The organism is Sphingomonas sp. BK345 (assembly GCF_014193845.1).
In the GTDB taxonomy this organism is placed as follows: domain Bacteria; phylum Pseudomonadota; class Alphaproteobacteria; order Sphingomonadales; family Sphingomonadaceae; genus Sphingomonas.
This window is the reverse complement of sequence record NZ_JACHZX010000002.1, coordinates 682,064-703,672: the sequence shown is the minus strand read 5'-3', so window position 1 is coordinate 703,672 and position 21,609 is coordinate 682,064. Positions and strand designations below refer to the sequence as shown.

The following is a 21,609-nucleotide window of genomic DNA, read 5'->3' as shown; positions in this document are numbered from 1 at the left end:
AGAGAAGTTAAGATGCGCCGGGTGGTGAGGCGGCGCGCGGGCGGCTAGGCCTGTGACATGAACCCGGCTTTCCGCTCGATCCACCACCACGGCCTGCTGCGCGTCGCCGCGGCCACCCCGCCAGCCAGCGTCGGCGATCCCGCCTTCAACGCGGAGCAGACGATCGCGCTGGCGCGGCGCGCGCACGCGGGCGCGGTCGACCTCGTGGTCTTCCCCGAGCTCAACCTGAGCAGCTACGCGATCGACGACCTCCACCTCCAGTCGGCGTCGCAGCGCGCCACGCGCGACGCGATCGCGCGCGTGGTGACAGCCTCCGCCGAGCTGCGCCCCGTGCTGCTGGTCGGCGCCGCGCTCGAGCGCGAGGGGCGCCTCTACAATTGCGCGCTGGCAATCGCGCGCGGCCGCGTGCTCGGCGTAGTGCCCAAGACCTTCCTCCCCAACTACCGCGAATATTATGAGAAGCGCTGGTTCGCGAGCGGCGCCGGGCTGACCGGGCTGACGATCCGGCTCGGCGATGCGGACGTGCCGTTCGGCACCGACCTGCTGTTCGCCGCCGACGACCTGCCGCGCTTCGTCCTCCACGCCGAGATCTGCGAGGATTACTGGTCCCCCACCCCGCCCTCGACGCTCGGCGCGCTCGCCGGCGCGCTGGTGTGCGCCAACCTCTCCGCCTCGAACGTGGTGATCGGCAAGTCGCGCGAGCGGATGATGCTGTCGGCGTCGCAGTCGGCGCGCGCGATGTGCGCCTACGTCTATTCGGCCGCCGGGCCCGGCGAGAGCACTACCGACCTCGCCTGGGACGGTCAGGGCACGGTCCACGAGCTCGGCGAGCTGCTCGCGGCATCGACCCGCTTCGCGCACGAGCCCGAGCTGGTGATCGCCGACGTCGACCTCGAGCGGCTCGCGCAGGAGCGGCTGCGCAACGGCACGTTCAACGACAGCGCCGCACTGCTCGGCCATCCCGAGACGCGCTTCCGCCGTGTCGGCTTCGCGCACCGGCCTGACTTTACCGATGTCGGGCTGGAGCGCGAGCTGCGCCGTTTCCCGTTCGTGCCCAACGATCCCGCCAAGCTCGACGAGGATTGCTACGAGGCGTTCAACATCCAGGTCGAGGGCATCGCCAAGCGGCTCGTCGCGGCGAACGCCCAGCGGCTGGTGATCGGCGTGTCGGGCGGGCTCGACAGCACGCACGCGCTGATCGTCGCGGCCAAGGCGCTCGACCGGCTCGGACGGCCGCGCGGCGACATCCTCGGGATCACCCTCCCCGGCTTCGCCACCAGCGAGGGCACCAAGAGCAACGCCTGGAAGCTGATGGACGCGCTCGACATTACCGCCGAGGAGATCGACATCCGCCCCGCCGCCACGCGGATGCTCGCCGACATGGGGCATCCGTTCGGCCGCGGCGAGAAGGTGTATGACGTCACCTTCGAGAACGTCCAGGCAGGGCTGCGCACCGACTATCTGTTCCGCATCGCGAACCAGCGCGACGGGCTGGTGGTCGGCACCGGCGACCTCAGCGAGCTGGCGCTGGGCTGGTGCACCTATGGCGTCGGCGACCAGATGAGCCATTATGCGGTCAACGCTGGCGTCCCCAAGACGCTGATCCAGTTCCTGATCCGCTGGGCGATCGCGACTGGCCAATATGACGCGCCGACCAACGCGGTGCTTGATGCCATCCTGTCGCAGGAGATCTCGCCCGAGCTTGTCCCGGGCGAGGAGCTGCAGAGCACCGAGAGCAAGATCGGGCCGTACGCGCTCAACGACTTCTTCGCGCATTACGTGATCCGCCATGGGCTGGCGCCGTCGAAGGTCGCGTTCCTGGCGTGGCACGCGTGGCGCGACGTCGATCAGGGACGCTGGCCGATCGGCTATCCCGAGGCGGCGCGCACCGCCTATGATCTCGACACGGTGCGACTGTGGCTCGAGCGCTTCCTCGTCCGCTTCTTCCAGACGAGCCAGTTCAAGCGCTCGGCGATCCCCAACGGGCCGAAGGTGTCGGCGGGCGGCGCTCTGTCCCCGCGCGGCGACTGGCGCGCGCCCTCGGACGGTACCGCCAAGGCATGGCTCGCGGAGCTGGCAGCGAACGGCCCGTGATGGCCTAGATGCTCCCCGCTCGCGGGAAGGGGGACCGCCGCGCCCAGCGCGGGGGTGGAGGAGCTTCCGCAGGCGCTGCGCTGCGTGAAAATTCGCCTCCACCACCGGCGTCGCCGGCGGTCCCCCTTCCCGCGCCGGGGAGGATCTCAGCCTGTCCTACGGGGCGGTGGTCGAGCTATCCCGGCGCCCGCTCTTTGACATGGTCGACATCGTTAGCGATGCCCCCCGACTGTCGCCCCGCCGCCCTGCCAGCGACTCAACATTCGCAACATTCACGCGCCGTCGCCCGTCCCTCCCTGAACCTCCGCGCCTCTCACCCGTTCGGCGCAAATCCTCTCTGGAGATCAGCGACATGGACGATCAGGGCACGACGCGCCGCACCATCCTGGGCGGCGCTGCCGCCGGCCTCGCCTTCACCGCCACCACCGCGGCGGCACAAGACGCCGGCGCGCAGCCGTCCGGCCCGGCAAAGCTCAGCGACCCGCGTACCAAATACACCAACCGGCCCTTTCCCGAGCAACGCCAGCCCTGGCCGGCGCTGCAGTCGAAGATGAACCCGCGCCCCGACAGCGGCGAGACAAGCTACCGCGGCTCGGGCAAGCTCACCGGTCGGCGCGCGCTCGTCACCGGTGGCGACAGCGGCATGGGGCGCGCCGCCGCGATCGCCTTCGCGCGCGAGGGCGCGGACGTCGCGATCAATTACTTTCCGACCGAGGAGCCCGACGCGCAGGAGGTCAAGGCGCTGATCGAGCAGGCCGGGCGCAAGGCGGTACTGCTGCCGGCCGACATCCGCACCGAGCGCGCCTGCACCAAGCTGGTGGCCGATGCGGTGCGCGGACTCGGCGGACTCGACCTCCTCGTCAACAACGCCGCTTATCAGCAGAGCAAGGAGGATATCTTCGAGATCAGCGATGAGCAGATGGTGCGCACCTTCGAGACGAACATTTTCGCGATGTTCCGCATCGCCAAGGCGGCGATCCCGTCGATGCCGCCCGGCTCGGTGATCATCAACACCGGCTCGGTCAACAGCTACGAGCCGGAGCCCGAGCTGCTCGATTATGCCTCCACGAAGGGGGCAATCCTGATCTTCACCAAGGGGCTCGCCAAGCAGCTCGCCAAGAAGGGCATTCGCGTCAACATGGTGGCGCCTGGGCCGATCTGGACCCCGCTACAGGTCGCAGGCGGCCAGCTGCCGGGCAAGATGGGCGAGTTCGGGCAGAACACGCCGTTGGGCCGCGCCGGCCAGCCGGCCGAGCTCGCCCCGCTCTACGTCGCGCTGGCGGAGGACGGCACCAGCTTCTCCACCGGCACCGCGGTGGGCGCGCACGGCGGCAAGGGCAATCCGTGAGACGAGCCGATTGAGTTAGATCAAGTCGTTGATTTTAGCGAGGAACACAACTCGACAGCGCGCGCTTGGTGGGGCAGCAGACACGAAGGAGCCCTTTATGGCCGACCAGCTGCTCCACCAGCAGTCCGACGACGCACCCCTTGCCACCTCCAAACAGCGCGACGCCGTCGAGCGCGCCAAAGCCTCGATCCCTGAGGCGAGCGGCACACAGATCACCGCGCGCGCGGTGACGATCAACCGCCCGGTCGCGGAGGTGTTCGCCTATTTCCGCGACTTCGCGAATTTCCCCAGCTTTATGGAGAATGTCGAGCGGATCGACGTGCTCGACCGGCAACGTTCGCACTGGATCGTGAAGGCGCCGGCGGGCGGCACGGTCGAGTGGGACGCGCGCCTCACCGCCGAGGAGGAGAACAAGCTCCTCGCCTGGACCAGCGAGGACGGCGCGGAGGTGCCCAACTCGGGCAAAGTCGAGTTCCACGACGCCGGCGCGCGAGGCACCGTGCTGGTCGCGACGATCCTCTACGATCCGCCTGGCGGCGTGATCGGCAAGGTGATCGCCAAGATGTTCCAGCGCGAGCCGGCGATCCAGGCACGCCGCGACCTGCGGCGGCTCAAGCAGCTGCTCGAGACCGGCGAGATCGCCACGCCCGCGATGAACCGCCAGCAATATGAGGAGATGGGGCTGTGAAGGCGATCGCCTGGCATGGCAAGCATGACGTCCGCGTCGACACAGTCGACGATCCCGGCATCGTCAACCCGCGCGACTGCGTCATCAAGGTGACGTCCACCGCGATCTGCGGTTCGGACCTTCACCTCTACGACGGCTATATCCCGACGATGCAGTCGGGCGACGTGCTCGGCCACGAGTTCATGGGCGAGGTGGTTGAGGTCGGCCCCAAGTCGACGCTGAAGAAGGGGCAGCGTGTGGTGGTGCCGTTCACCATCTCGTGCGGCAGCTGCTATCATTGCTCCAAGCACCAATATTCGGCCTGCGACAACGGCCTGCCCGCGGACAACCAGGATATCGCGCAGGAGCTGTACGGCCAGCCGATGGCAGGACTGTTCGGCTACAGCCACATGACCGGGGGCTATGCCGGCGGCCAGGCGGAATATGTCCGCGTGCCGTTCAGCGACGTCGGCCCGATCGTCATCCCCGACGGCATCGAGGACGACAAGGTGCTGTTCCTCTCGGACATCCTGCCCACCGGCTGGATGGCGGCGGAGAATGCCGACATCGAGCCGGGCGACACGGTGGCGGTCTGGGGTTGCGGCCCGGTCGGGCTGTTCGCGGTGCAGTCGGCCTTCCTGATGGGCGCGGAGCGCGTGATCGCGATCGATCATTTCCCCAACCGGCTCGCGCTCGCCAAGCGCTTCGGCGCGGAGACGATCAACTTCGAGGAGAGCGCGGTCTACGAGGCGCTGATGGTGATGACCGGCGGGATCGGGCCCGACGCGGTGATCGACTCGGTCGGGCTCGAGGCGCACGGATTCTTCGTCGACAACGTGCTCGACCAGATCAAGGCGTCCACCTTCCTTGGCACCGACCGCGCGCATGCCAACCGCCAGGCGATCATCGCCTGCCGCAAGGGCGGTCGCGTTTCGATGCCGGCGGTGTACGGCGGGTTCGTCGACAAATGGCCGCTCGGCGCCTTCATGGAGAAGGGGCTGACGCTCAAGACCGGGCAGACCCACGTCCAGCATTACATGCCCGCGCTGCTCCAGGCGATCCTGGAGGGCAAGATCGACACCGAGTTCCTGATTTCGCACCGGATGCCGCTGAGCGAAGGGCCCAAGGGTTACAAGATGTTCCACGACCAGCAGAACGAGGTCACCAAGATCGTGCTCAAGCCCGGTCTGGACTGAGGAGAGACAGACATGGCGGATAAATTCGCGATCATTACCGGCGCTTCGACCGGTATCGGCTTCGAGCTGGCGACGCTCGCGGCGCAGGGCGGCTACGACATCCTCGTCGTCGCCGACGAGCCGCTGATCGACGCCGCAGCGGCGGACTTCGAGCAGTTCGGCACGCAGGTCAGCTCGGTCGAGGCCGACCTCGCTACGATCGACGGCGTCGACCAGTTGCTCGCCGCCGCTGGCGGCCGGCCGATCGACCTGCTCTGCGCCAACGCGGGGGTCGGGCTCGGCCGCGCCTTCCTCGACCAGGACGTGGCTGACTGGAAGCGTGTCGTCGACACCAACATCACCGGCACCACCTATCTGCTCCAGAAGGTGTTGCAGCAGATGGTCGTGCGCGGCGACGGCAAGGTGCTGGTGACCGGCTCGATCGCCGGCTTCATCCCGGGCAGCTTCCAGGCGGTCTACAACGGCACCAAGGCGTTCGTCGACCATTTCACCGACGCGCTGCGCGACGAGCTCAAGGACCACGCGGGCGTCACGCTCACCACGCTGATGCCGGGTCCGGTCGATACCGAGTTCTTCGATCGCGCCGACATGATGGACACCGACGTCGGCACCTCGGACAGCAAGTCCGATCCGGCCAAGGTGGCGCGCGACGGCTGGGACGCGCTGATGGCGGGCAAGCACTCGATCGTGTCGGGCTGGAAGAACAAGCTCCAGGCCGCGGCGGCACACGTCCTGCCCGCCGAGGTGACCGCGCATATGCACCGCAACATGGCGGAACCCGGCACCGCGAAGGAGTGAGCGGGGTCGATCGCCGGCGTTCGCGCCACGTGGCCGCTCGTCGTCATCAACCGGTCGCGTTTTGGGTCAGTTCAGAATTGCCTTCTAAGCGGCGACATGGAAAACGAGCCGCTCCTTCCGGGGAGATAAGTAATGAAGATCGGTAAGTATCTGGTCGCGGCCGCTGCCGCCTCGCTCGCGGTCGCTCCGGCGGTCGCTGCGCCGGCGAACCCGGCAGCGAGCCTGTCGGTCGCCAAGTCGGCTCGCGCCGGCGCGGGGACCTCGAAGGACAGCAAGGCGCTCGCGGGCGGCGGGCTGATCGTGGCGGCCGTGGCCGCTGCGGCGGTCGTCGCCGGCATCATCATCATCGCCGACGACGGTGACGACTCGGACAGCAACTGAGCTGACCGATCGCTTGACGAGGAAGGGGAGTGCCCAGTCGGGCGCTCCCCTTTTTCGTGGCAGGCTCAGGTGCCGCGACCGGCCGCTCCATCGAGGATCGGCAGCGGCTGCGGCTCGGGCACGCCAACGTCGGTCAGGAACAGCCGACCCGCCGCGGCGCGCCGACCCCAACGCTCGCTCGCGGTCCACTGCACGATCAGCGGCGACAGCAGCAGCCCGAGCGTGACCGGCGCGAGCCACAACGCGGTGAGCGGCATCAGCGGCGTCAGCGCGAGCAGCAGCACTCCCAGCCCGATATGCCAGCGGTAGCGCGGTAGGATGGCCGCCATGGCGAGCGAGTCGCCGCGGCGATTCTGCGGCTGCCACTCGGCACGGCGCTGACGCGTGATGCCGATCAGGTCGATCGTCTGAGTCAGCGCGATTGCGGGAGCGGCGAGCGTCGAGAGCGGCACGTCGAGCGCGACCGAGCGCAGGATCGCGCCCGTCCCGCCCATCGACCGCCGCAGCCGCACGTCGGCGATGGCGTTGAGCACGCCGAGCAGCTTGGGGCCGAACAGCAGCGCCAGCGTGACGAACAGCACGGTGCCGGTCGAATCACCCGACATCAGCCCTCGCTCACCCCGCACCGCCTGCACCACGCTCACCGTGATCAGCAGCAGCCACAGCGGCGAGGCGAGATAGCCCGCCGCGCCGAGCAGCAGCTGGAGACGGTTGATCCAGTGGAAGCCCGAGGCATGCAGCAGCGCGAGATGCTGGAGGTTGCCCTGCGCCCATCGGCGGTCGCGCACCGCGGCATCGATCATCGTCGGCGGATATTCCTCGAACGTATCCTCCGTCATCACCATGTGGACGCGCCAGCCGCGCCGCCGCAGCAGCGCCGCCTCGACGACGTCGTGGCTCATGATCGTGCCGCCGAAAGGTGGCTTGCCAGGCAGCACGGGCAGGCCGCAGCTCTCGGCGAAGGCGCGGACGCGGATCAGCGCGTTATGGCCCCAGAAGGTCGCCTCTGGACCAGACCACCAGACCAGCCCCGCGGTCGCGATCGGGCCGTAGATGCGGCTGGCGAACTGCATCCAGCGCTGAAACAGCGTCCGGGCGCCGGTGACCTGCGGCACGGTCTGGAGCAGACCCACGGCGGGGCGCCGGTCCATGATCTGCGCCATACCGAGGATCGTCTCGCCGCCCATCAGACTGTCGGCGTCGAGCATCAGCATATAGTCGTAGCTCGCGCCGAAGCGGCGCAGCCACTCGGCGATATTGCCCGGCTTGCGCCCGACATTCTCGGTGCGCCGACGATAATAGATCGCGCAGGCGCTCCGGCGCGACAGGATTTCCCAGGCAGCGAGTTCCTCCGCCTCATTGTCGGCGGCCGAGTCGCTCAGCACGAAGAAGTCGAACGACCCCGCCGCACCGGCGCGCTCGAGCGCGTCCGCCATATGCGCGAGCCGACCGAACACGTCGGCGACGTCCTCGTTGTGCACCGGCATCAGCACCGCGGTGCGCCCCTGCAAGGGCTCGGACCAGCGCGGTACCGGGCGGAAGCCGGGGTGCAGACCGGTCGTCAGCACGACATAGCCGACGGTGGCGTTGATGAAGCCGAAGGCGAGCAGCGCGAAGAGCGGGAAGAAGATCGCGAGCAACATCGCGTCGGTCACGCCGATGCCGTCACTCAGCACCGATTCCTTGAGCGAGGTAGAGGCGAACAGCGCCAGCACCAGCGTCAGCAGCACCAGGATGGCGCGGCGCGCGAGCACGTCGGTCGGCGAGCCGATCGCGCCTACGATCGGCGGAGGGGCCGACGGCAGCGGTTGCGGACCGTCGAAACGCTGCTCGGGCATCGCGAGCGGCGCCTCGGGGGGCAGCCGCGGCGGCAGCGCGCTCACGCCGGGTAGATCGGCACGAGCAAGGTCTCGCTCAGCGCCGCCTCGCCGCGCTTGAGGTACAGCCGCACGTCGACCGGGCCGGTGGTGCCGCCCGCGGCCGCGGGGCGAATGTCGGCGGTGACACGCCAGCGGTTGCGCTGCCCGACGACGGGGTAGGCCGCGCTGTGCAGCAGCGTACCGCGGGTGACGCCGATCTCGGCGGTGACCTTGCTGTCGCGATCGAGGCCGGCGAGTGAGTCACCGACGAAGTCGACCACCAGCTTGCTCGCCCCCGCCAGCGCCGGCAGCCCTGGCCGGCCGGCGGCGCCGACCCACATGTCGGTCGCGTGCGCGGCGCGGTCGAGGCTCGGATCGTCCGAGGTCCAGGTCAGGCGATAGTCGAACTGGAGCCGCTGGCCCGCACGCACCGGCGCCGTTGGAGTCCAGAAGGCAACGACATTGTCGACCGTCTCGCTGTCGGTCGGGAAGGCGTAGAGCATCACGCGCCCCTGCCCCCACGACCCGCGCGGCTCGACCCACAGGTTGGGCCGCTTGTCGTAGAAGGCGCCGTCGTCCTGATAATGGTCGAAGTTGCGGTCGCGCTGGAGCAGGCCGAAGCCGCGCACGTCGTCCGCGGCGAAGCTGTCCGTGGCGGGCTGCGGCGGGTTGCGCAGCGGCCGCCACACGCGCTCGCCCTCGCGGCTGATCAGCGCGAGACCGTCCGAGTCATGGATCTCGGGTCGCCAGTCGGTCGCGCCGCGGCGCGTGCGGTCGTCGTACCAGAACATGCTCGTCACTGGCGCGACGCCGAGCCGCTCGACCGCGCGGCGCAGGAACAGCACCGATGACACATCCTGCACCACCGCCTTGGGGTGGCGGCTGACGAAGCGGTAGGCGCCGGTGAGGCTCTCGCCGTCCATCAGCGCGTAGATGGTATAGCTCTGGTCGCCCGCGCGCTCGATCCAGAACTCGGTGAAATTGGGGAATTGCTCATGCGCGAGCCCGGTGTCGACCGCGATGCCGCGCGCCGACAGGCCATATTGGTCCTGCGACCCGGCGCTGCGGAAATAGGACGCACCGAGGAAGGCGAGCCAGTCGCTCTCGCGTCCCGTCTCCATCGCGCGAAAACCCGCGAAGCCCGGCGGTGGCGAGACCTTGCCGCCCTCGAACAGCTCGGGCGAGAAGACAATCGGGCGTGCACGACCGTTCTCGACCAGGTTGACCGCGACCGGCGTAACCGCGCCGTTGCCGAGCGGGAACAGCCGGATGCCGCCCGCGACGGTGCGATCGGGCTTGAACCGGATGGTGCCAACGTCGTCGAAGTCGAGCGCCTTGGCAGCGGCGCTCTCGCGCGGCGGCTGGTAGCGGCGCTTGGCCAGCGCGGCGGCACGCTGCTGCAGGATGGCCCAGGAGAAGGGTGTCTCGCCACCCCCGCTTTGGCTGAGGCCCGGCGCGGCCCAGGTGAGGCTGGAGACCAGCGAAGCGCCGCCGGCCGTGCTGATCAGGTCGCGTCGGGAGAAGTTTCGCATGCGTAGCGAAACAGGCGACGCCGCGCTTTGTTGCAACGCCGCAGCGATGTGTCGACCCGGTAAGGTGACGAGCGGAGTGGCCGGTCGCGATGCTGGCAAAGGTGGGAGCCGGAACGACCCGCGGCGAAATCGTTGTGGCTGCTTCCGTCAGGACCTGACCAGGTTGGCGACGACCACGTCCGCCCGACTCCCGCGCGCCATATGGCGAAGCCGGGCGGCGCGATCAAGCCCGCGTCAGCCGCGGACGCGGAAACACCGCTTTACCGGGCCGTAGCGCCCGTCCTGCCAGCGGCAGACGGTACGGCCCCGATCCCACCCGCGATCACGGCCATAGCCGTTCCAACCATAGCGTCGGCCGTCGCCGCGCCAGTGGCGGTCGTCGCGCCAGCGGCGCTCGCGATCCCAGCGGCGGTGGTCGCCGCGGTCCCAGCCGCGATGGCGGCCGTTGTCGTGCCAGCCGCGATCGTCGCGCCAGCGCTGCGCCTCCGCCGCCGGTGCCAGCGAGGTCGCCGCGAGTACGCCGGCGAGGCCCATCATCATCCATCTCATGTGCAACACTCCTCACATGTCCCTGTGCGAGGACCATCGCGGAGTCGCGCTGCACTTATGCTGAACTTGTTGGTAATCGAACCGAAAGCTTATCCAGCGCGGGGGTCAGCACGATCTGGCAGGCGAGCCGGCTGGTGCGCCGCGCGTCGGGGGCGAGGTCGAGCATGTCCTCCTCCTCCTCGCTCGCCGGCGGCAGTCGATCGAAGTCCTCCGCGGCGACGATGACGTGGCAGGTCGCACACGCCAGCTCGCCGTTGCAGGTCCCCTCCAGCGGCTGACCGTCGCGCCGCGCCACGTCGAGCAGCCGCTCGCCCGGCACCGCCTCCACCTCGCGCACCGCGCCGCCATCGGTGAAGCGCACCCTCACGCCGCGATCCGCTGCGCGCGGGCGGCGGCGTCGAGCCGGTCGAGCGCCGCCGCGAGCTCGTCCTCGCGCGTGTAGCGGCCGAAGCCGAGCCGGATCGTGCTGCGCGCCTCGGCCTCGCTCAGCCCGAGCGCGCGCAGCACGTGGCTGCTCCGCCCCGAGCCGCTGGCACAGGCCGACCCGGCCGAGAAGGCGACGTCGCGCACGTCGCTCATCAGCCGCGCCACGTCGACCGCGCCGCGTCGCACGCTGAGGTTGCCGCGGTAGCGCGCTTCGGTCGCGCCGTTGATCGTCCAGCCGGGCAATCGCTCGCGCGCTACTTGCCACAGCCGCTCGATGTGGCCGGCATCGACCTCGCGCCGCTCGGCAAGCAGCAGCGCCGCCGCGCCAAAACCGGCGCACAGCGCGGGCGAGAGCGTGCCCGAGCGACCGCTCTCCTGATCGCCGCCGTGAAGCAGCGGCGCGAGCGTCACGCCGTCGCGGATCCACAGCGCGCCGATGCCCTTGGGTCCGTACACCTTGTGCGCCGATACCGCGACGAGGTCGGCGCCGGCGGGGATCGCCACGCGGCCGAACCCCTGCACCGCGTCGCACAGCAGCAGCGCGCCCGCGCGCTTGGCCATCGCCGCCAGCGCGTCGAGCGGCTGGATCACACCGACCTCGTTGTTGACCAGCATCGCCGCGACCAGCGCCACCCCGGGCACGATCGCGCGCTCGGCCGCGGCGAGATCGACCAGCCCGTCGGTGCCGACCGGCAGCACGATCGCGTCGCCGCGCGCCGCGACGCTGTCGAGCACCGCGGCATGCTCGGTCGCGATCGTCACCACCCGCCTCGGCGGCGCGCCCTTGATCGCCCAGTTGAGCGCCTCGGTCGCGCCGCTCGTGAAGGCGACCCGGCCGCCGGGCGGCAGCAGCGCCACGACCCGGTCGCGCGCGAGCTCCACCGCGGCGCGCGCGGCGCGGCCGGGGCGGTGCGGCGAGTGCGGGTTGGCATGCTGGTCGCGCAGCCACGGCAGCATCGCCTCCAGCGCCTCGGGCGCGAGCGGCGTGGTTGCCTGATAGTCGAGATAGGTCACGCCGCGAACCGCCGCGTCCGCGCCACCGCGCGCCAGGCGGCGGCGAAACGCTCCACCTCCGCCGCGGTGGTAGTCCGGCCGAAGCTCACGCGCACCACCTCGCGCGCGGCGTCCTCGCTCCAGCCCATCGCGCGCAGCACGTGGCTGGGCTTGAGGCTGCCGCTGGCGCAGGCGCTGCCCGCCGACACCGCGATGCGGTCGAGGTCGAAGCGGATCAGCTGCGCCGCCGCGGCGACACCGGGCATGCGATAGGAGCCGATCGCCGCGTGGCGCTCGGCGCCCTCACCGACCACCTCGCCGCCCGAGCGCCGGATCAGGTCGTCGAGCCGTGCGCGCAGCGCTTCGTGGTCGGGCTCGGGCTCGGCGAGCGCGGCGGCATAGCCGAGCGCGCCGGGCAGGTTCTCGGTGCCGGGGCGATAGCCGCGCTCCTGCCCGCCGCTGGGGTGGAGCACGGCCAGGTCGCGCACCAGCAGCGCACCGATGCCCGGCGGACCGCCGCGCTTGTGCGCCGACAGCGCGATCAGGTCGGCGTGCCCGGCGAGCTCGTCCGAGGCGGGCATCTGCGCCGCGTCGACGAGCAGGATGCCGCCGCGTGCGTGCACCGCTTGGGCGATCGCGGCGATCGGCTGGCGTACCCCGGTCTCGCTGTTGCACCATTGCACCGCCACCACCGCGCCCGCTACGTCGCCGATCCATGCCGGGTCGAGGCGTCCGAGCGGGTCGACCGGCAGCACCTCAGCCGCCCCCGCGGCGCGCAGCGCCGCGTCATGCTCCACCGCGCTGACCACGCGCCGCCCTGCCACCGCGCGGCCGAGCGCGATCGCGAGCGACTCGCTGGCGCCGCTGGTGAACAGCGCCTCGTGCCGCCAGCCATAGGCCGCCGCCACCTGCCCGCGCGCGCGCTCCAGCGCGGCGCGCGCGGCGCGTCCGGCGGCGTGCGGCGAGGACGGGTTGGCCCAATGCGTCATCCCCTCGACCATGGCCGTACGCGCGCCGCTGGTGAGCGGCGCGGTCGCGGCGTGATCGAGGTAGACCGGCGCATCCGCGGGAGGAGCGTCAGGCAGGGTCGTGTCGTCGAGGGATCGGGGTTCGGTCAACCAATCGTTCCATTATCGGGCGCGTGGCCTATATAGCGCGCTTCTCGCCGGGCCCAACGCCCCGCCTCCAGACGAGTGACCATGCCCGAAGTCATCTTCCCCGGACCCGAAGGCCGCATCGAGGGCCGCTTCGCCCCAGCGCCGCGCCCGCGCGCGCCCGTCGCGATGATCCTCCACCCGCACCCCAACGCGGGCGGCACGATGAACAATCGTATCGTGCAGGAGCTCTACAAGACCTTCCAGCGCCGCGGCTTCGCCACGCTGCGCTTCAACTTCCGCGGTGTCGGCAAGAGCCAGGGTGTGTTCGACAATGGCGTGGGCGAGCTCTCCGACGCGGCCGCGGCACTCGACTGGGTGCAGAGCTTCCACGCCGAGGCGCAGACCACCTGGGTGGCGGGCTTCGGCTTCGGCGCCTGGATCGGCATGCAGCTGCTGATGCGCCGGCCCGAGATCCGCGGCTTCATCTCGATCGCGCCGCCCGCGAACATGTTCGACTTCAGCTTCCTGGCGCCCTGCCCCTCGTCGGGGATCATCATCCAGGGCGCCGAGGACGAGGTGGTGACCCCGCTCGCCTCGCAGAAGCTGGTCGACAAGCTGCGCACGCAAAAGCACATCACGATCCACCACGACGTGATCCCGCGCGCCAACCACTTCTTCGAGCATGAGATGGACGACCTGATGCGTTCGGTCGACACTTACCTCGACATGCGGCTGGACCCGAACTCGCCGATCAAGTGAGGGCGAACTCCTCCCCGCTCGCGGGGAGGGGGACCGCGCCCGCAGGGCGTGGTGGAGGGGGCTCGCCGCGCAGCATAGCGCCTGTGGAAGCCCCCCCTCCACCACCGGCCTGCGGCCGGCGGTCCTCCTCCCCGTGCCGGGGAGGATTTCTGCTAGGGCCAAGCGCTGTCCTACGTCACCGCCGCCGCGGTACGCGTCGCGGATGCGCCTCGCCCTCATCTCACAGCCGCGCCGACACAACATACGCCCCGCGCTCCAACGCGCAGCGACTCAACATTCGCAACATTGGCGCCGCGACGTCGCGCTCACGCCACCCAGATCAGCACGTTGCCGACCAGCACCGCGGCCATCACGAGCATCAGCACGCCCTTGGTGCGGTCGCGCCGGGTCGCGATCAGGTAGCCCCCGCCGATCAGGCAGGCGAGTGCGCCCAGCATCGCCAAGGCCGGCGCCGCCGCGGCGATGCTGCCGAACGCGGGCGTCATACCGGCTCCACCGACCCGTGCGCCGCCGCGACCGCGACCGGCTCGCCGGCGAGCACCGCGGCATAGGCGTCGAGGTCGACGTTGCCGCCCGAGAGGATCGCCAGCGTCCCCGGCTCGGCCGCGACCTGTCCCGTGAGCAGCGCCGCCAGCGCCACCGCCCCGCCGGGCTCGATCACCAGCCGCAGCTGCGCCGCCGCCCAGCGCTGCGCCTCGCGTACCGCGTGCTCGCTCACCGCCACGCCGGTCGCGTCGCGGCGCGACAGCACGTCGAAGGTCAGCGGCGAGACTTCCTTGGTCTGGAGCGAGTCGCACGCGGTCGGCGGCGGGTTGGCGCCGACGGGCTCGATCCAGCTCGCCTCGAGGCTGCGCCGCATGTCGTCCCAGCCCTCTGGCTCGACCACGGTGATCGCCGCCTCGGGCAGCGCCAGCGCGATCCCCGCTGCGAGCCCGCCCCCGCCGCACGGCACCACCACGCGCCGCACCGCGCCGAGTCCGAGCGCATCCACCTGCCGCGCCGCCTCGACGCCGGCGCTGCCCTGCCCCTCGATCACCCAGGGATCGTCGAAGCTCGGCACCAGCGTGGCGCCGCGCGCCTCGGCGAGCCGCGCCGCGATCGCCTCGCGGCTCTGCGTCGCGCGGTCATAATCGACCACCTCGGCGCCGAGCGCGAGCGTCGACTCGCGCTTTGCCCGCGGCGCGTCGGCGGGCATCACGATCGTCGCGGCGATGCCGAGCCGGCGCGCCGCCCAGGCGATCCCCTGCGCGTGATTGCCCGAGGAGAACGCCACGACGCCTCTACGTCTCGCTTCGTCGTCCAGGGCGGTCAGTCGATGCCACGCGCCGCGCACCTTGAAGGCGCCGATCGGCTGCAGCGACTCGGCTTTGAGAACCACATTTACGCCGTTGATTTCACTCACAAATATCGGTGTCGGCGGGAGGATGGCAGCGACCTTGGCGGCAGCGTCGCGCACCCCCGCCCGCGTCGGTTGTCGCAGAACAGTCACATCTGAACCTTTCCTCCACCGAACCACTTTACAAGGCGGTCCAGCGATCCTAATTCGCGCCTCCGCTGCCCCATGGGACTTCCAACCGCAAGGCAGCTTTTTGTCACCGTATGCCGCAAGGCAATTGGAGGTCCCTTGAATTGCACCAGCATCATCGCGCGCTGGGGCTAGCGCCCCTCTCGACCGTTCCCGCCGATTCCGTCGCCGGGGCCATCGACATTGCCGCCCGTCAGCCGGTCCAGCCGGTGACGATCGTTCGTCCGCACGCCGCGGCACGGGCCGCCCGCTTCTTCACGGAGAAGTTTCCGGGCCGGACCATGTATGCGGTCAAGGCGAACCCGAGCCCCGAGCTGCTACGGACGCTGTATGACAACGGCGTGACGACGTACGACGTCGCCTCGATCGCCGAGGTGCGTCTGGTCGCCCGCACGCTGCCGCAGGCGACGTTGTGCTTCATGCACCCGGTGAAAGCCGAGGAGGCCATCGCAGAGGCGTACTTCACGCACGGCGTCCGCACCTTCTCGCTCGACAGCATGGAAGAGCTGGCGAAGATCGTGCGCGCCACCCGTGGCGCAGCGGACCTCACGCTCTGCGTGCGGCTGCGCGTGTCGTCGGAGCATTCGAAGCTCAGTCTCGCGTCGAAGTTCGGCGTCGCGCCGGACGAAGCGCGCGAGCTGCTGCTGGCGACCCGCCAGGTGGCGGACGCGCTCGGCATCTGCTTCCACGTCGGCTCGCAGGCGATGACGCCCGAGGCGTACAGCAACGCGATGGAGCGCGTGCGCCAGGCGATCGTCGGCGCGGCGGTGACGGTCGACGTCATCGACGTCGGCGGCGGTTTCCCCTCGGCCTATCCGGGCATGACCCCGCCGCCGCTCGAGCGCTATTTCGAGACGATCCACCGCGCGTTCGAGAGCTTGCCGATCAGCTATTCGGCCGAGCTTTGGGCCGAGCCGGGTCGCGCGCTTTGCGCCGAGTACAGCTCGGTGGTCGTGCGCGTCGAGCGACGCCGCGGCGAGGAGCTGTACATCAACGACGGCGCCTATGGCGCGCTGTTCGACGCGGCGCACATCGGCTGGCGCTACCCGGTGGCGCTGCTGCGTGAGCCGGAGTCGACCGTCCGCGACCATCCGTTCAGCTTCTGGGGCCCGACCTGCGACGACCTCGACCATATGCCCGGCCCCTTTCCGCTGCCGGCGGACATTACGGTCGGCGATTACGTCGAGATCGGCATGCTGGGCGCCTATGGCGCGGCGATGCGCACCGCGTTCAACGGCTTCGGCTCGGACGAGACGGTGATCGCGACCGACGAGCCGATGGAATCGCTCTACACCGTGGTGGAACCCGCGGTCGCGAGCAACGTCGTCAAGCTGTAACCTTACGACCTCAAGAAATTGGCGGCGGCGCGCGGTGGCGTGCCGCCGTCAGATGGGTTTCCGCGTCCCCGTGAACGACGTGTACCCCAATGGGAGCACCCCATGACCGATACCCTCGCCCCCTCGCACGACCAGGCGAAGATCAACGACACGCGTAAGGCGGAGCTGCTGTCCAAGCAGGTCAAGCACGTGGACATCAAGAGCTTCGACGCGCGCCCGATCGTCGACGCGATGAGCGACATGAGCTTCACCAGCCGCGACCTCGGCCGCGCCACCAAGATCTACAACCAGATGCTGGCCGACAAGGACTGCACGGTGTGTCTGGTGATCGCGGGCTCGACCTCGGCCGGCGGCTGCATGGACCTGTATGCCGAGCTGGTGCGCAACAACATGGTCGACGTGATCGTCGCCACGGGCGCGACCATCGTCGACATGGATTTCTTCGAGGGCCTCGGCCACAAGCATTATCAGGCGCTCGAGATCCCCGACGACGACACGCTGCGCTCGCTCTACATCGATCGTATCTACGACACGTACATCGACGAGGAGGCGCTCCAGAACGTCGACCACACGATCTTCGAGATCGCGGAGTCGCTGGAGCCCAAGGCCTATTCGAGCCGCGCCTTCATTCGCGAGATGGGCAAGTATCTCGTCGAGCACGGCAAGAAGGAGAACAGCCTGGTCAAGCTCGCCTATGAGCATGACGTGCCGATCTTCTGCCCGGCCTTCGTCGATAGCTCGGCGGGCTTCGGGCTGGTCAAGCACCAGGTCGATTCGGCCAAGGCGGGCAAGCCGTATCTGATGATCGACGCGGTGGCGGACTTCCGCGAGCTCACCGAGATCAAGATCAAGGCGGGCACCACCGGCCTGCTGATGATCGGCGGCGGCGTGCCGAAGAACTTTATCCAGGACACGGTGGTCTGCGCCGAGATCCTCGGCCACGACGACGTCGCGGTGCACAAGTACGCGGTGCAGATCACCGTGGCGGACGTGCGCGACGGCGCCTGCTCGTCCTCGACGCTGCAGGAGGCGGCGAGCTGGGGCAAGGTCAACACCGGCATCGAGCAGATGGTGTTCGCTGAGGCCGGCTCGGTGATGCCGCTGCTGGCGTCGGACGCCTATCACCGCGGGCTGTGGAAGGACCGCCCGACCCGCGCCTGGGCCAAGCTGTTCGCCTGAGGCGGTAACGCGCGCCCAAGACGAGGCCCCCGTCGGAGCGATCCGGCGGGGGCCTTCTCGCGTCGGGATCGCTGGGAGGGATCCGGCGCGACCCTTACCTGCGCTCGGCTGCCGCTTGCCTACACACTCCGCCATCCCATAGACCGGCTCACACGGACAATGGCGGTGGGAGCGGGCAGATGCGGATCGATCGGCGCACGATGATGGGCGCGACCGCCGGGCTGGCGACACTCGCTTCCGCGCCGCGGGCGCTCGCGCAGGAAGCAGCGCGGGACACCGCCTGGCCGCCCGCCGAGAGCTTCCGGCTCTGGCCCAAACAGCCGCCCAACGCGCCGCGCCGCCTGCCCACCCCCGACAACCGTATGGAAGGCAATGCACCGCGCCGCGAGCTGCACCTGCGCGGCGTCGCCGAGCCGGTCGTCGGCGTCTATCGCGCGGCGCGGCCGGACGGGCGCGCTGTGCTATCGATGCCCGGCGGCGGCTATCGTTTCCTCTCGGTCGAGAACGAGGGGATCAACGTCGCCAAGGTCTTCAACCCGCTCGGCGTCACTGTCTTCGTGCTGGCCTATCGCCTGCCGGGCGAGGGCTGGCTGGAGAGCGAGGACGTCCCCTTGCAGGACGCCCAGCGCGCGATGCGGCTGATCCGCGCCGACGCGGTGCGCTACGGCGTCGATCCGGCGAAGCTGGGGACGGTCGGCTTCTCCGCGGGCGGGCTGCTCGCCGCCAGCCTCGCCACCGCGTCGATGGACCCGGTATACGATCGCGTTGATGCCGCCGATGCGGGTGACGCACGTCCCGCCTTCGCAGGGCTAGTCTATCCCGTGATCACGGGCGACCGGATGCGCGTGGGCGCGCGGGCGGCGGCACGGTTCGACACGAACCGGCGGGTGCGTCGCGACACGCCGCCGATCTTCATCGCGCACGCGCTCGACGACACCACCGTGCCGGTGAGCGAGCCGATGGCGATGCTGACCACCTGCCAGGCCGCACAGGTGCCGGTGGAGGCTCACTTCTTCCAGGAGGGCGGTCATGGCTTCGGCCCAGCCTATCTGCCACCCGAGCTGCCGGGGTCGCACTGGCCGCAGCTGTTCGACGCCTGGACCAGGAGGGTGCTGACGGCAGGATGACTAAGGCGTTCCAGCCCACGAACACCTTTGCCGCTTAGCCGACCACGACCTCCGCCGGTGCCGGATGGCCGAGGAACGCGCTCGGGCTCGCCGTCAGCCCGTAAGCACCGGCGAGGAACACCGCGACCACGTCGCCCGCCGCCGTGCGCGGCAGCAGCACGCGATCGCCTAATCGGTCGAGGGGAGTGCAGAGGCAGCCGACGACGCTCACCTCCTCCTCGCCCGCCATGCCCATGCGCCCCCCCACGGCGAGCGGATAATTGCGCCGCACCACGGTGCCGAAATTGCCCGAGGCGGCGAGCTGGTGGTGCAGCCCGCCGTCGACCACGAGGAAGATCTCGCCGCGGCTCACCTTTCGGTCGACGACGCGGGTGAGATACACCCCCGCCTCCGCCACCAGCCAGCGCCCCAGTTCGAGCGCGAAGCCGCTGTCCGCGAGCACCTCGGCGCGGCGCGACAGCGCTTCCGCGAGCGCCCCGCCGACCCGTTCGACGTCGAGCGCCACGTCGCCGGCGAAATAGGGCACGCCGAAGCCGCCGCCCAGATTGACCAGCGGCGGCGCGGCGCCGACCGCGTCCGCCAGCCGCGCCGCGAGCGCGAGCGTCGCCGCCTGGGTCTCGATCAGCGCGCCTGCGTCGAGCGCCTGGCTGCCCGCGAAGATGTGGAAGCCGCGCCACGTCGCACCGCCCTCGATCAGCGAGCGCACCACCGCGGCGGCCTCTTCGGCGTCGATCCCGAACGGTGAGGCACGCCCTCCCATCTTCATCCCCGAGCCGCGCAGCTCGAGGTCGGGGTTGACCCGCACCGCCGCGCGCGGCGCGATGCCGAGCCGCTCGCCTGCCGCGAGCGCGCGCCGCGCCTCCCCCGCCGACTCGATGTTGAGCGTCGCCCCCGCCGCTATCGCCGCGGCGAGCTCGTCGTCGCGCTTGCCCGGTCCGGCGAAGCTCACCGCGGTGGCGGGTTTGACCGCGAGCGCGCATTCGAGCTCGCCGCCCGAGGCGACGTCGAGCCCGTCGACCAGCGGCGCCATCGCCGCCAGCAGCGGCGCGAACGGATTGGCCTTGATCGCGTAATGAAGTCCGATCGCCTCCGGCATCGCCGCACGGAAACGCGCCACCTGCGCCGCGACCGCGGCCAGGTCGTAGACGAACAGCGGCGAGCCATATGCCGCTACCAGCGCAGCGGCATCCTCGCCCGCGATCGTCAGCACACCCTGCTGGTGTGCGAAGGCGGGCGGCAGCGGACCCATCGGCTTCACGCGAACTCCTCCCGTAGCGCGGCGCGGTCGAGCTTGCCGTTGGCGTTGCGCGGCAGCTCGGCGCGCCACACGACGCGCGCCGGCTGCATGAAGCCGGGCAGGTCGCGCTTCAACCGCTCGCGCAGTTCCGCGTCGGCGCCGCCGTCGCCGCGCGCGACGACCAGGATCGCCTGCCCGAGCCGCGCGTCGGGTATACCGACCGCGACCGCCTCGCGCGTCTCATCGCCGGCGGTGACCGCTTCCTCGACCTCCTGCGGGCTGACGCGGTTGCCCGCGGTCTTGATCATCTCGTCGGCGCGCGCGACGAAGCGGAGCAGCCCGTCGGCGCCCTCCACCACCGTATCGCCTGACCAGACCGCCGTGCCGCTTGCGCGCGCGAAGGAGGGCGCAGGGCGGAAGCGCGTCGCGGTGCGCTCCGCATCCTGCCAATATCCCTGCGCGACCAGCGGACCGGCATGGACCAGCTCGCCGGGCTCGTCCGTCGCCGCGCGCGCGCCGTCCGGACGGACCACGAGCACCTCGGCGAAGGGGATCGCGCGGCCGATCGACTCAGGGTAATCATCCACCAGCGCCGGGTCGAGATAGGTCGAACGGAACGCCTCGGTCAGCCCGTACATCGGGAAGAGACGTGCGTCGGGGAAGCGCGCGCGCAGACCGCGCACGAGCGCCGGCGTGAGCGCGCCGCCCGAGTTGGTCAGCCGTCGCAGCCGCGCCGCGGTCGTCTCCGGCCACTCCGCCTCGAGCAGCTGCACCCACAGCGGCGGTACGCCGGCGAGCGTGGTGATATGAAGCCGCTCCACCGCCTTCACCACGTCGCGGGGCGTGAGATAGTCGAGCGGCGCCACGCTGGCTCCCGCGGCCCAGGTGGAGAGGAGCTGGTTTTGGCCGTAGTCGAAGCTCAGCGGCAGCACACCGAGCACGCGGTCGTCCGGGGTGAGTGCCATGTAATGCGCCACGCTGATCGCACCGAGCCACAGATTGGCATGGCTCAGCATCACGCCCCTGGGGCGACCGGTCGAACCCGATGTGTAGAGCAGCGCCGCGAGCGTGTCCGGGTCGGCGCGCGAACGGGGCAAGGCGTCGCCCTGCCCAGCTTCGACGTGGAGCGCGCAACCGGGGGGCAGGTCGCCGTTCTCCAGCGTGGTGGCGCGCGGGGCGTGCGTGACCAGCAGCGCGGCGCCGCTGTCAGCGAGGATGTGCGCGATCTGCGCGCGCTTGAGCAGCGGGTTGATCGGCACGTGGACCAGCCCCGCCCGCGCCGCGGCAAGCGGCATCCAGCACGCCTCACGCGTCTTCGGCAGCCAGGTGGCGACGCGGGTGCCGGGCGCGAGCCGTTGCGCGGCGAGCCAGCCGGCGAGCCGCGCCACCGCCTCCTCCGCCGCGGTATAATCGAGCGTGCCGGCGCGATCGACCAATGCGATCGTGTCCGGCTCGCCGCGCAGAACGTGATCGATCGACGACGGGACGGGATCGAGCGGAACCAT

General features: G+C 70.3%; 20 protein-coding genes and 1 other RNA gene. 10 read left to right on the top strand and 11 right to left on the bottom strand.

All coding sequences use genetic code 11. The annotated features are described in order from the left end of the window. The first annotated feature begins 57 nt into the window (after positions 1–57). From FHY03_RS08500 to FHY03_RS08475, 6 genes are all read left to right on the top strand, one after another. Positions 58–2,094 (top strand): NAD(+) synthase, encoded by a 2,037-nt coding sequence (locus tag FHY03_RS08500; protein WP_183920443.1) that lies wholly within the window; start codon positions 58–60, stop codon positions 2,092–2,094. 352 nt (positions 2,095–2,446) lie between these two features. Continuing rightward, complete coding sequence (locus FHY03_RS08495) at positions 2,447–3,442, top strand: SDR family oxidoreductase (RefSeq protein WP_183930019.1); 996 nt, start codon at positions 2,447–2,449, stop codon at positions 3,440–3,442. A 97-nt stretch (positions 3,443–3,539) separates the two neighbouring features. After that, complete coding sequence (locus tag FHY03_RS08490; RefSeq protein WP_183930017.1) at positions 3,540–4,130, top strand: SRPBCC family protein; 591 nt, start codon at positions 3,540–3,542, stop codon at positions 4,128–4,130. Beyond that, positions 4,127–5,305: a zinc-dependent alcohol dehydrogenase gene (locus tag FHY03_RS08485; protein ID WP_183930014.1), complete on the top strand. Its 1,179-nt coding sequence runs from the start codon at positions 4,127–4,129 to the stop codon at positions 5,303–5,305. Before FHY03_RS08490 ends, FHY03_RS08485 begins: the two co-directional genes overlap by 4 nt. A gap of 12 nt (positions 5,306–5,317) precedes the next feature. Next, positions 5,318–6,103 (top strand): SDR family oxidoreductase, encoded by a 786-nt coding sequence (locus FHY03_RS08480; RefSeq protein ID WP_183920451.1) that lies wholly within the window; start codon positions 5,318–5,320, stop codon positions 6,101–6,103. Positions 6,104–6,235: 132 nt separating this feature from the next. Next, the gene (locus FHY03_RS08475) at positions 6,236–6,484 is read left to right on the top strand and encodes a hypothetical protein (RefSeq protein ID WP_183930012.1); all 249 of its coding nucleotides are present in this window, start codon (positions 6,236–6,238) and stop codon (positions 6,482–6,484) included. 65 nt (positions 6,485–6,549) lie between these two features. On the opposite strand, the gene mdoH is transcribed toward FHY03_RS08475, so the two are convergent. From mdoH to FHY03_RS08440, 7 genes are all read right to left on the bottom strand, one after another. Next, the gene (gene mdoH, locus FHY03_RS08470; RefSeq protein ID WP_311721343.1) at positions 6,550–8,367 is read right to left on the bottom strand and encodes a glucans biosynthesis glucosyltransferase MdoH; all 1,818 of its coding nucleotides are present in this window, start codon (positions 8,365–8,367) and stop codon (positions 6,550–6,552) included. Then, on the bottom strand, positions 8,364–9,875 hold the full coding sequence (locus FHY03_RS08465) for a glucan biosynthesis protein (protein ID WP_183930010.1): 1,512 nt from the start codon (positions 9,873–9,875) through the stop codon (positions 8,364–8,366). The genes mdoH and FHY03_RS08465 overlap by 4 nt, the downstream gene beginning before the upstream one ends. A gap of 97 nt (positions 9,876–9,972) precedes the next feature. Then, an RNA gene (ffs, locus tag FHY03_RS08460) (signal recognition particle sRNA small type) lies at positions 9,973–10,070 on the bottom strand. Positions 10,071–10,109: 39 nt separating this feature from the next. Next, on the bottom strand, positions 10,110–10,424 hold the full coding sequence (locus tag FHY03_RS08455; protein ID WP_183920457.1) for a hypothetical protein: 315 nt from the start codon (positions 10,422–10,424) through the stop codon (positions 10,110–10,112). Positions 10,425–10,479: 55 nt separating this feature from the next. Beyond that, complete coding sequence (locus FHY03_RS08450; protein WP_183930008.1) at positions 10,480–10,791, bottom strand: 2Fe-2S iron-sulfur cluster-binding protein; 312 nt, start codon at positions 10,789–10,791, stop codon at positions 10,480–10,482. Next, entirely contained in the window at positions 10,788–11,864 is a 1,077-nt protein-coding gene (locus tag FHY03_RS08445; RefSeq protein ID WP_183930006.1) for a cysteine desulfurase family protein, read from the bottom strand. Before FHY03_RS08445 ends, FHY03_RS08450 begins: the two co-directional genes overlap by 4 nt. Further along, positions 11,861–12,844, bottom strand: coding sequence for a cysteine desulfurase family protein (locus FHY03_RS08440; protein ID WP_409314175.1), 984 nt, complete (start codon positions 12,842–12,844; stop codon positions 11,861–11,863). The genes FHY03_RS08445 and FHY03_RS08440 overlap by 4 nt, the downstream gene beginning before the upstream one ends. 198 nt (positions 12,845–13,042) lie before the next feature. On the opposite strand from FHY03_RS08440, the gene FHY03_RS08435 reads away from it, so the two are divergent. After that, positions 13,043–13,699, top strand: coding sequence for an alpha/beta hydrolase (locus tag FHY03_RS08435; RefSeq protein ID WP_132907843.1), 657 nt, complete (start codon positions 13,043–13,045; stop codon positions 13,697–13,699). A 305-nt stretch (positions 13,700–14,004) separates the two neighbouring features. Here the strand turns inward: FHY03_RS08435 and FHY03_RS08430 are convergent, their stop codons facing one another. Next, positions 14,005–14,184, bottom strand: coding sequence for a hypothetical protein (locus tag FHY03_RS08430; protein ID WP_183920463.1), 180 nt, complete (start codon positions 14,182–14,184; stop codon positions 14,005–14,007). Further along, positions 14,181–15,155 carry a threonine/serine dehydratase gene (locus FHY03_RS08425; RefSeq protein ID WP_311721355.1) on the bottom strand — a complete coding sequence of 325 codons (975 nt, stop codon included), beginning with the start codon at positions 15,153–15,155 and terminating at the stop codon, positions 14,181–14,183. Before FHY03_RS08425 ends, FHY03_RS08430 begins: the two co-directional genes overlap by 4 nt. Before the next feature lie 173 nt (positions 15,156–15,328). Between FHY03_RS08425 and FHY03_RS08420 the strand changes: the two genes are divergently transcribed. The 3 genes from FHY03_RS08420 to FHY03_RS08410 all read left to right on the top strand — a co-directional run bounded on the left by FHY03_RS08420 (position 15,329) and on the right by FHY03_RS08410 (position 18,867). Continuing rightward, a complete protein-coding gene (locus FHY03_RS08420) occupies positions 15,329–16,561 on the top strand; it encodes a type III PLP-dependent enzyme (protein ID WP_183920467.1) in 1,233 nt (410 codons plus the stop codon). Between the two features lie 102 nt (positions 16,562–16,663). After that, positions 16,664–17,740, top strand: coding sequence for a 1,9-bis(guanidino)-5-aza-nonane synthase (locus tag FHY03_RS08415; RefSeq protein WP_132907840.1), 1,077 nt, complete (start codon positions 16,664–16,666; stop codon positions 17,738–17,740). Between the two features lie 179 nt (positions 17,741–17,919). Further along, entirely contained in the window at positions 17,920–18,867 is a 948-nt protein-coding gene (locus tag FHY03_RS08410; RefSeq protein WP_183930002.1) for an alpha/beta hydrolase, read from the top strand. A 34-nt stretch (positions 18,868–18,901) separates the two neighbouring features. Here the strand turns inward: FHY03_RS08410 and FHY03_RS08405 are convergent, their stop codons facing one another. Together FHY03_RS08405 and FHY03_RS08400 are read right to left on the bottom strand one after the other, a co-directional pair. Further along, complete coding sequence (locus FHY03_RS08405) at positions 18,902–20,125, bottom strand: pyridoxal-dependent decarboxylase, exosortase A system-associated (protein WP_183920473.1); 1,224 nt, start codon at positions 20,123–20,125, stop codon at positions 18,902–18,904. Further along, complete coding sequence (locus tag FHY03_RS08400; protein ID WP_183930000.1) at positions 20,122–21,609, bottom strand: acyl-CoA ligase (AMP-forming), exosortase A system-associated; 1,488 nt, start codon at positions 21,607–21,609, stop codon at positions 20,122–20,124. The genes FHY03_RS08405 and FHY03_RS08400 overlap by 4 nt, the downstream gene beginning before the upstream one ends.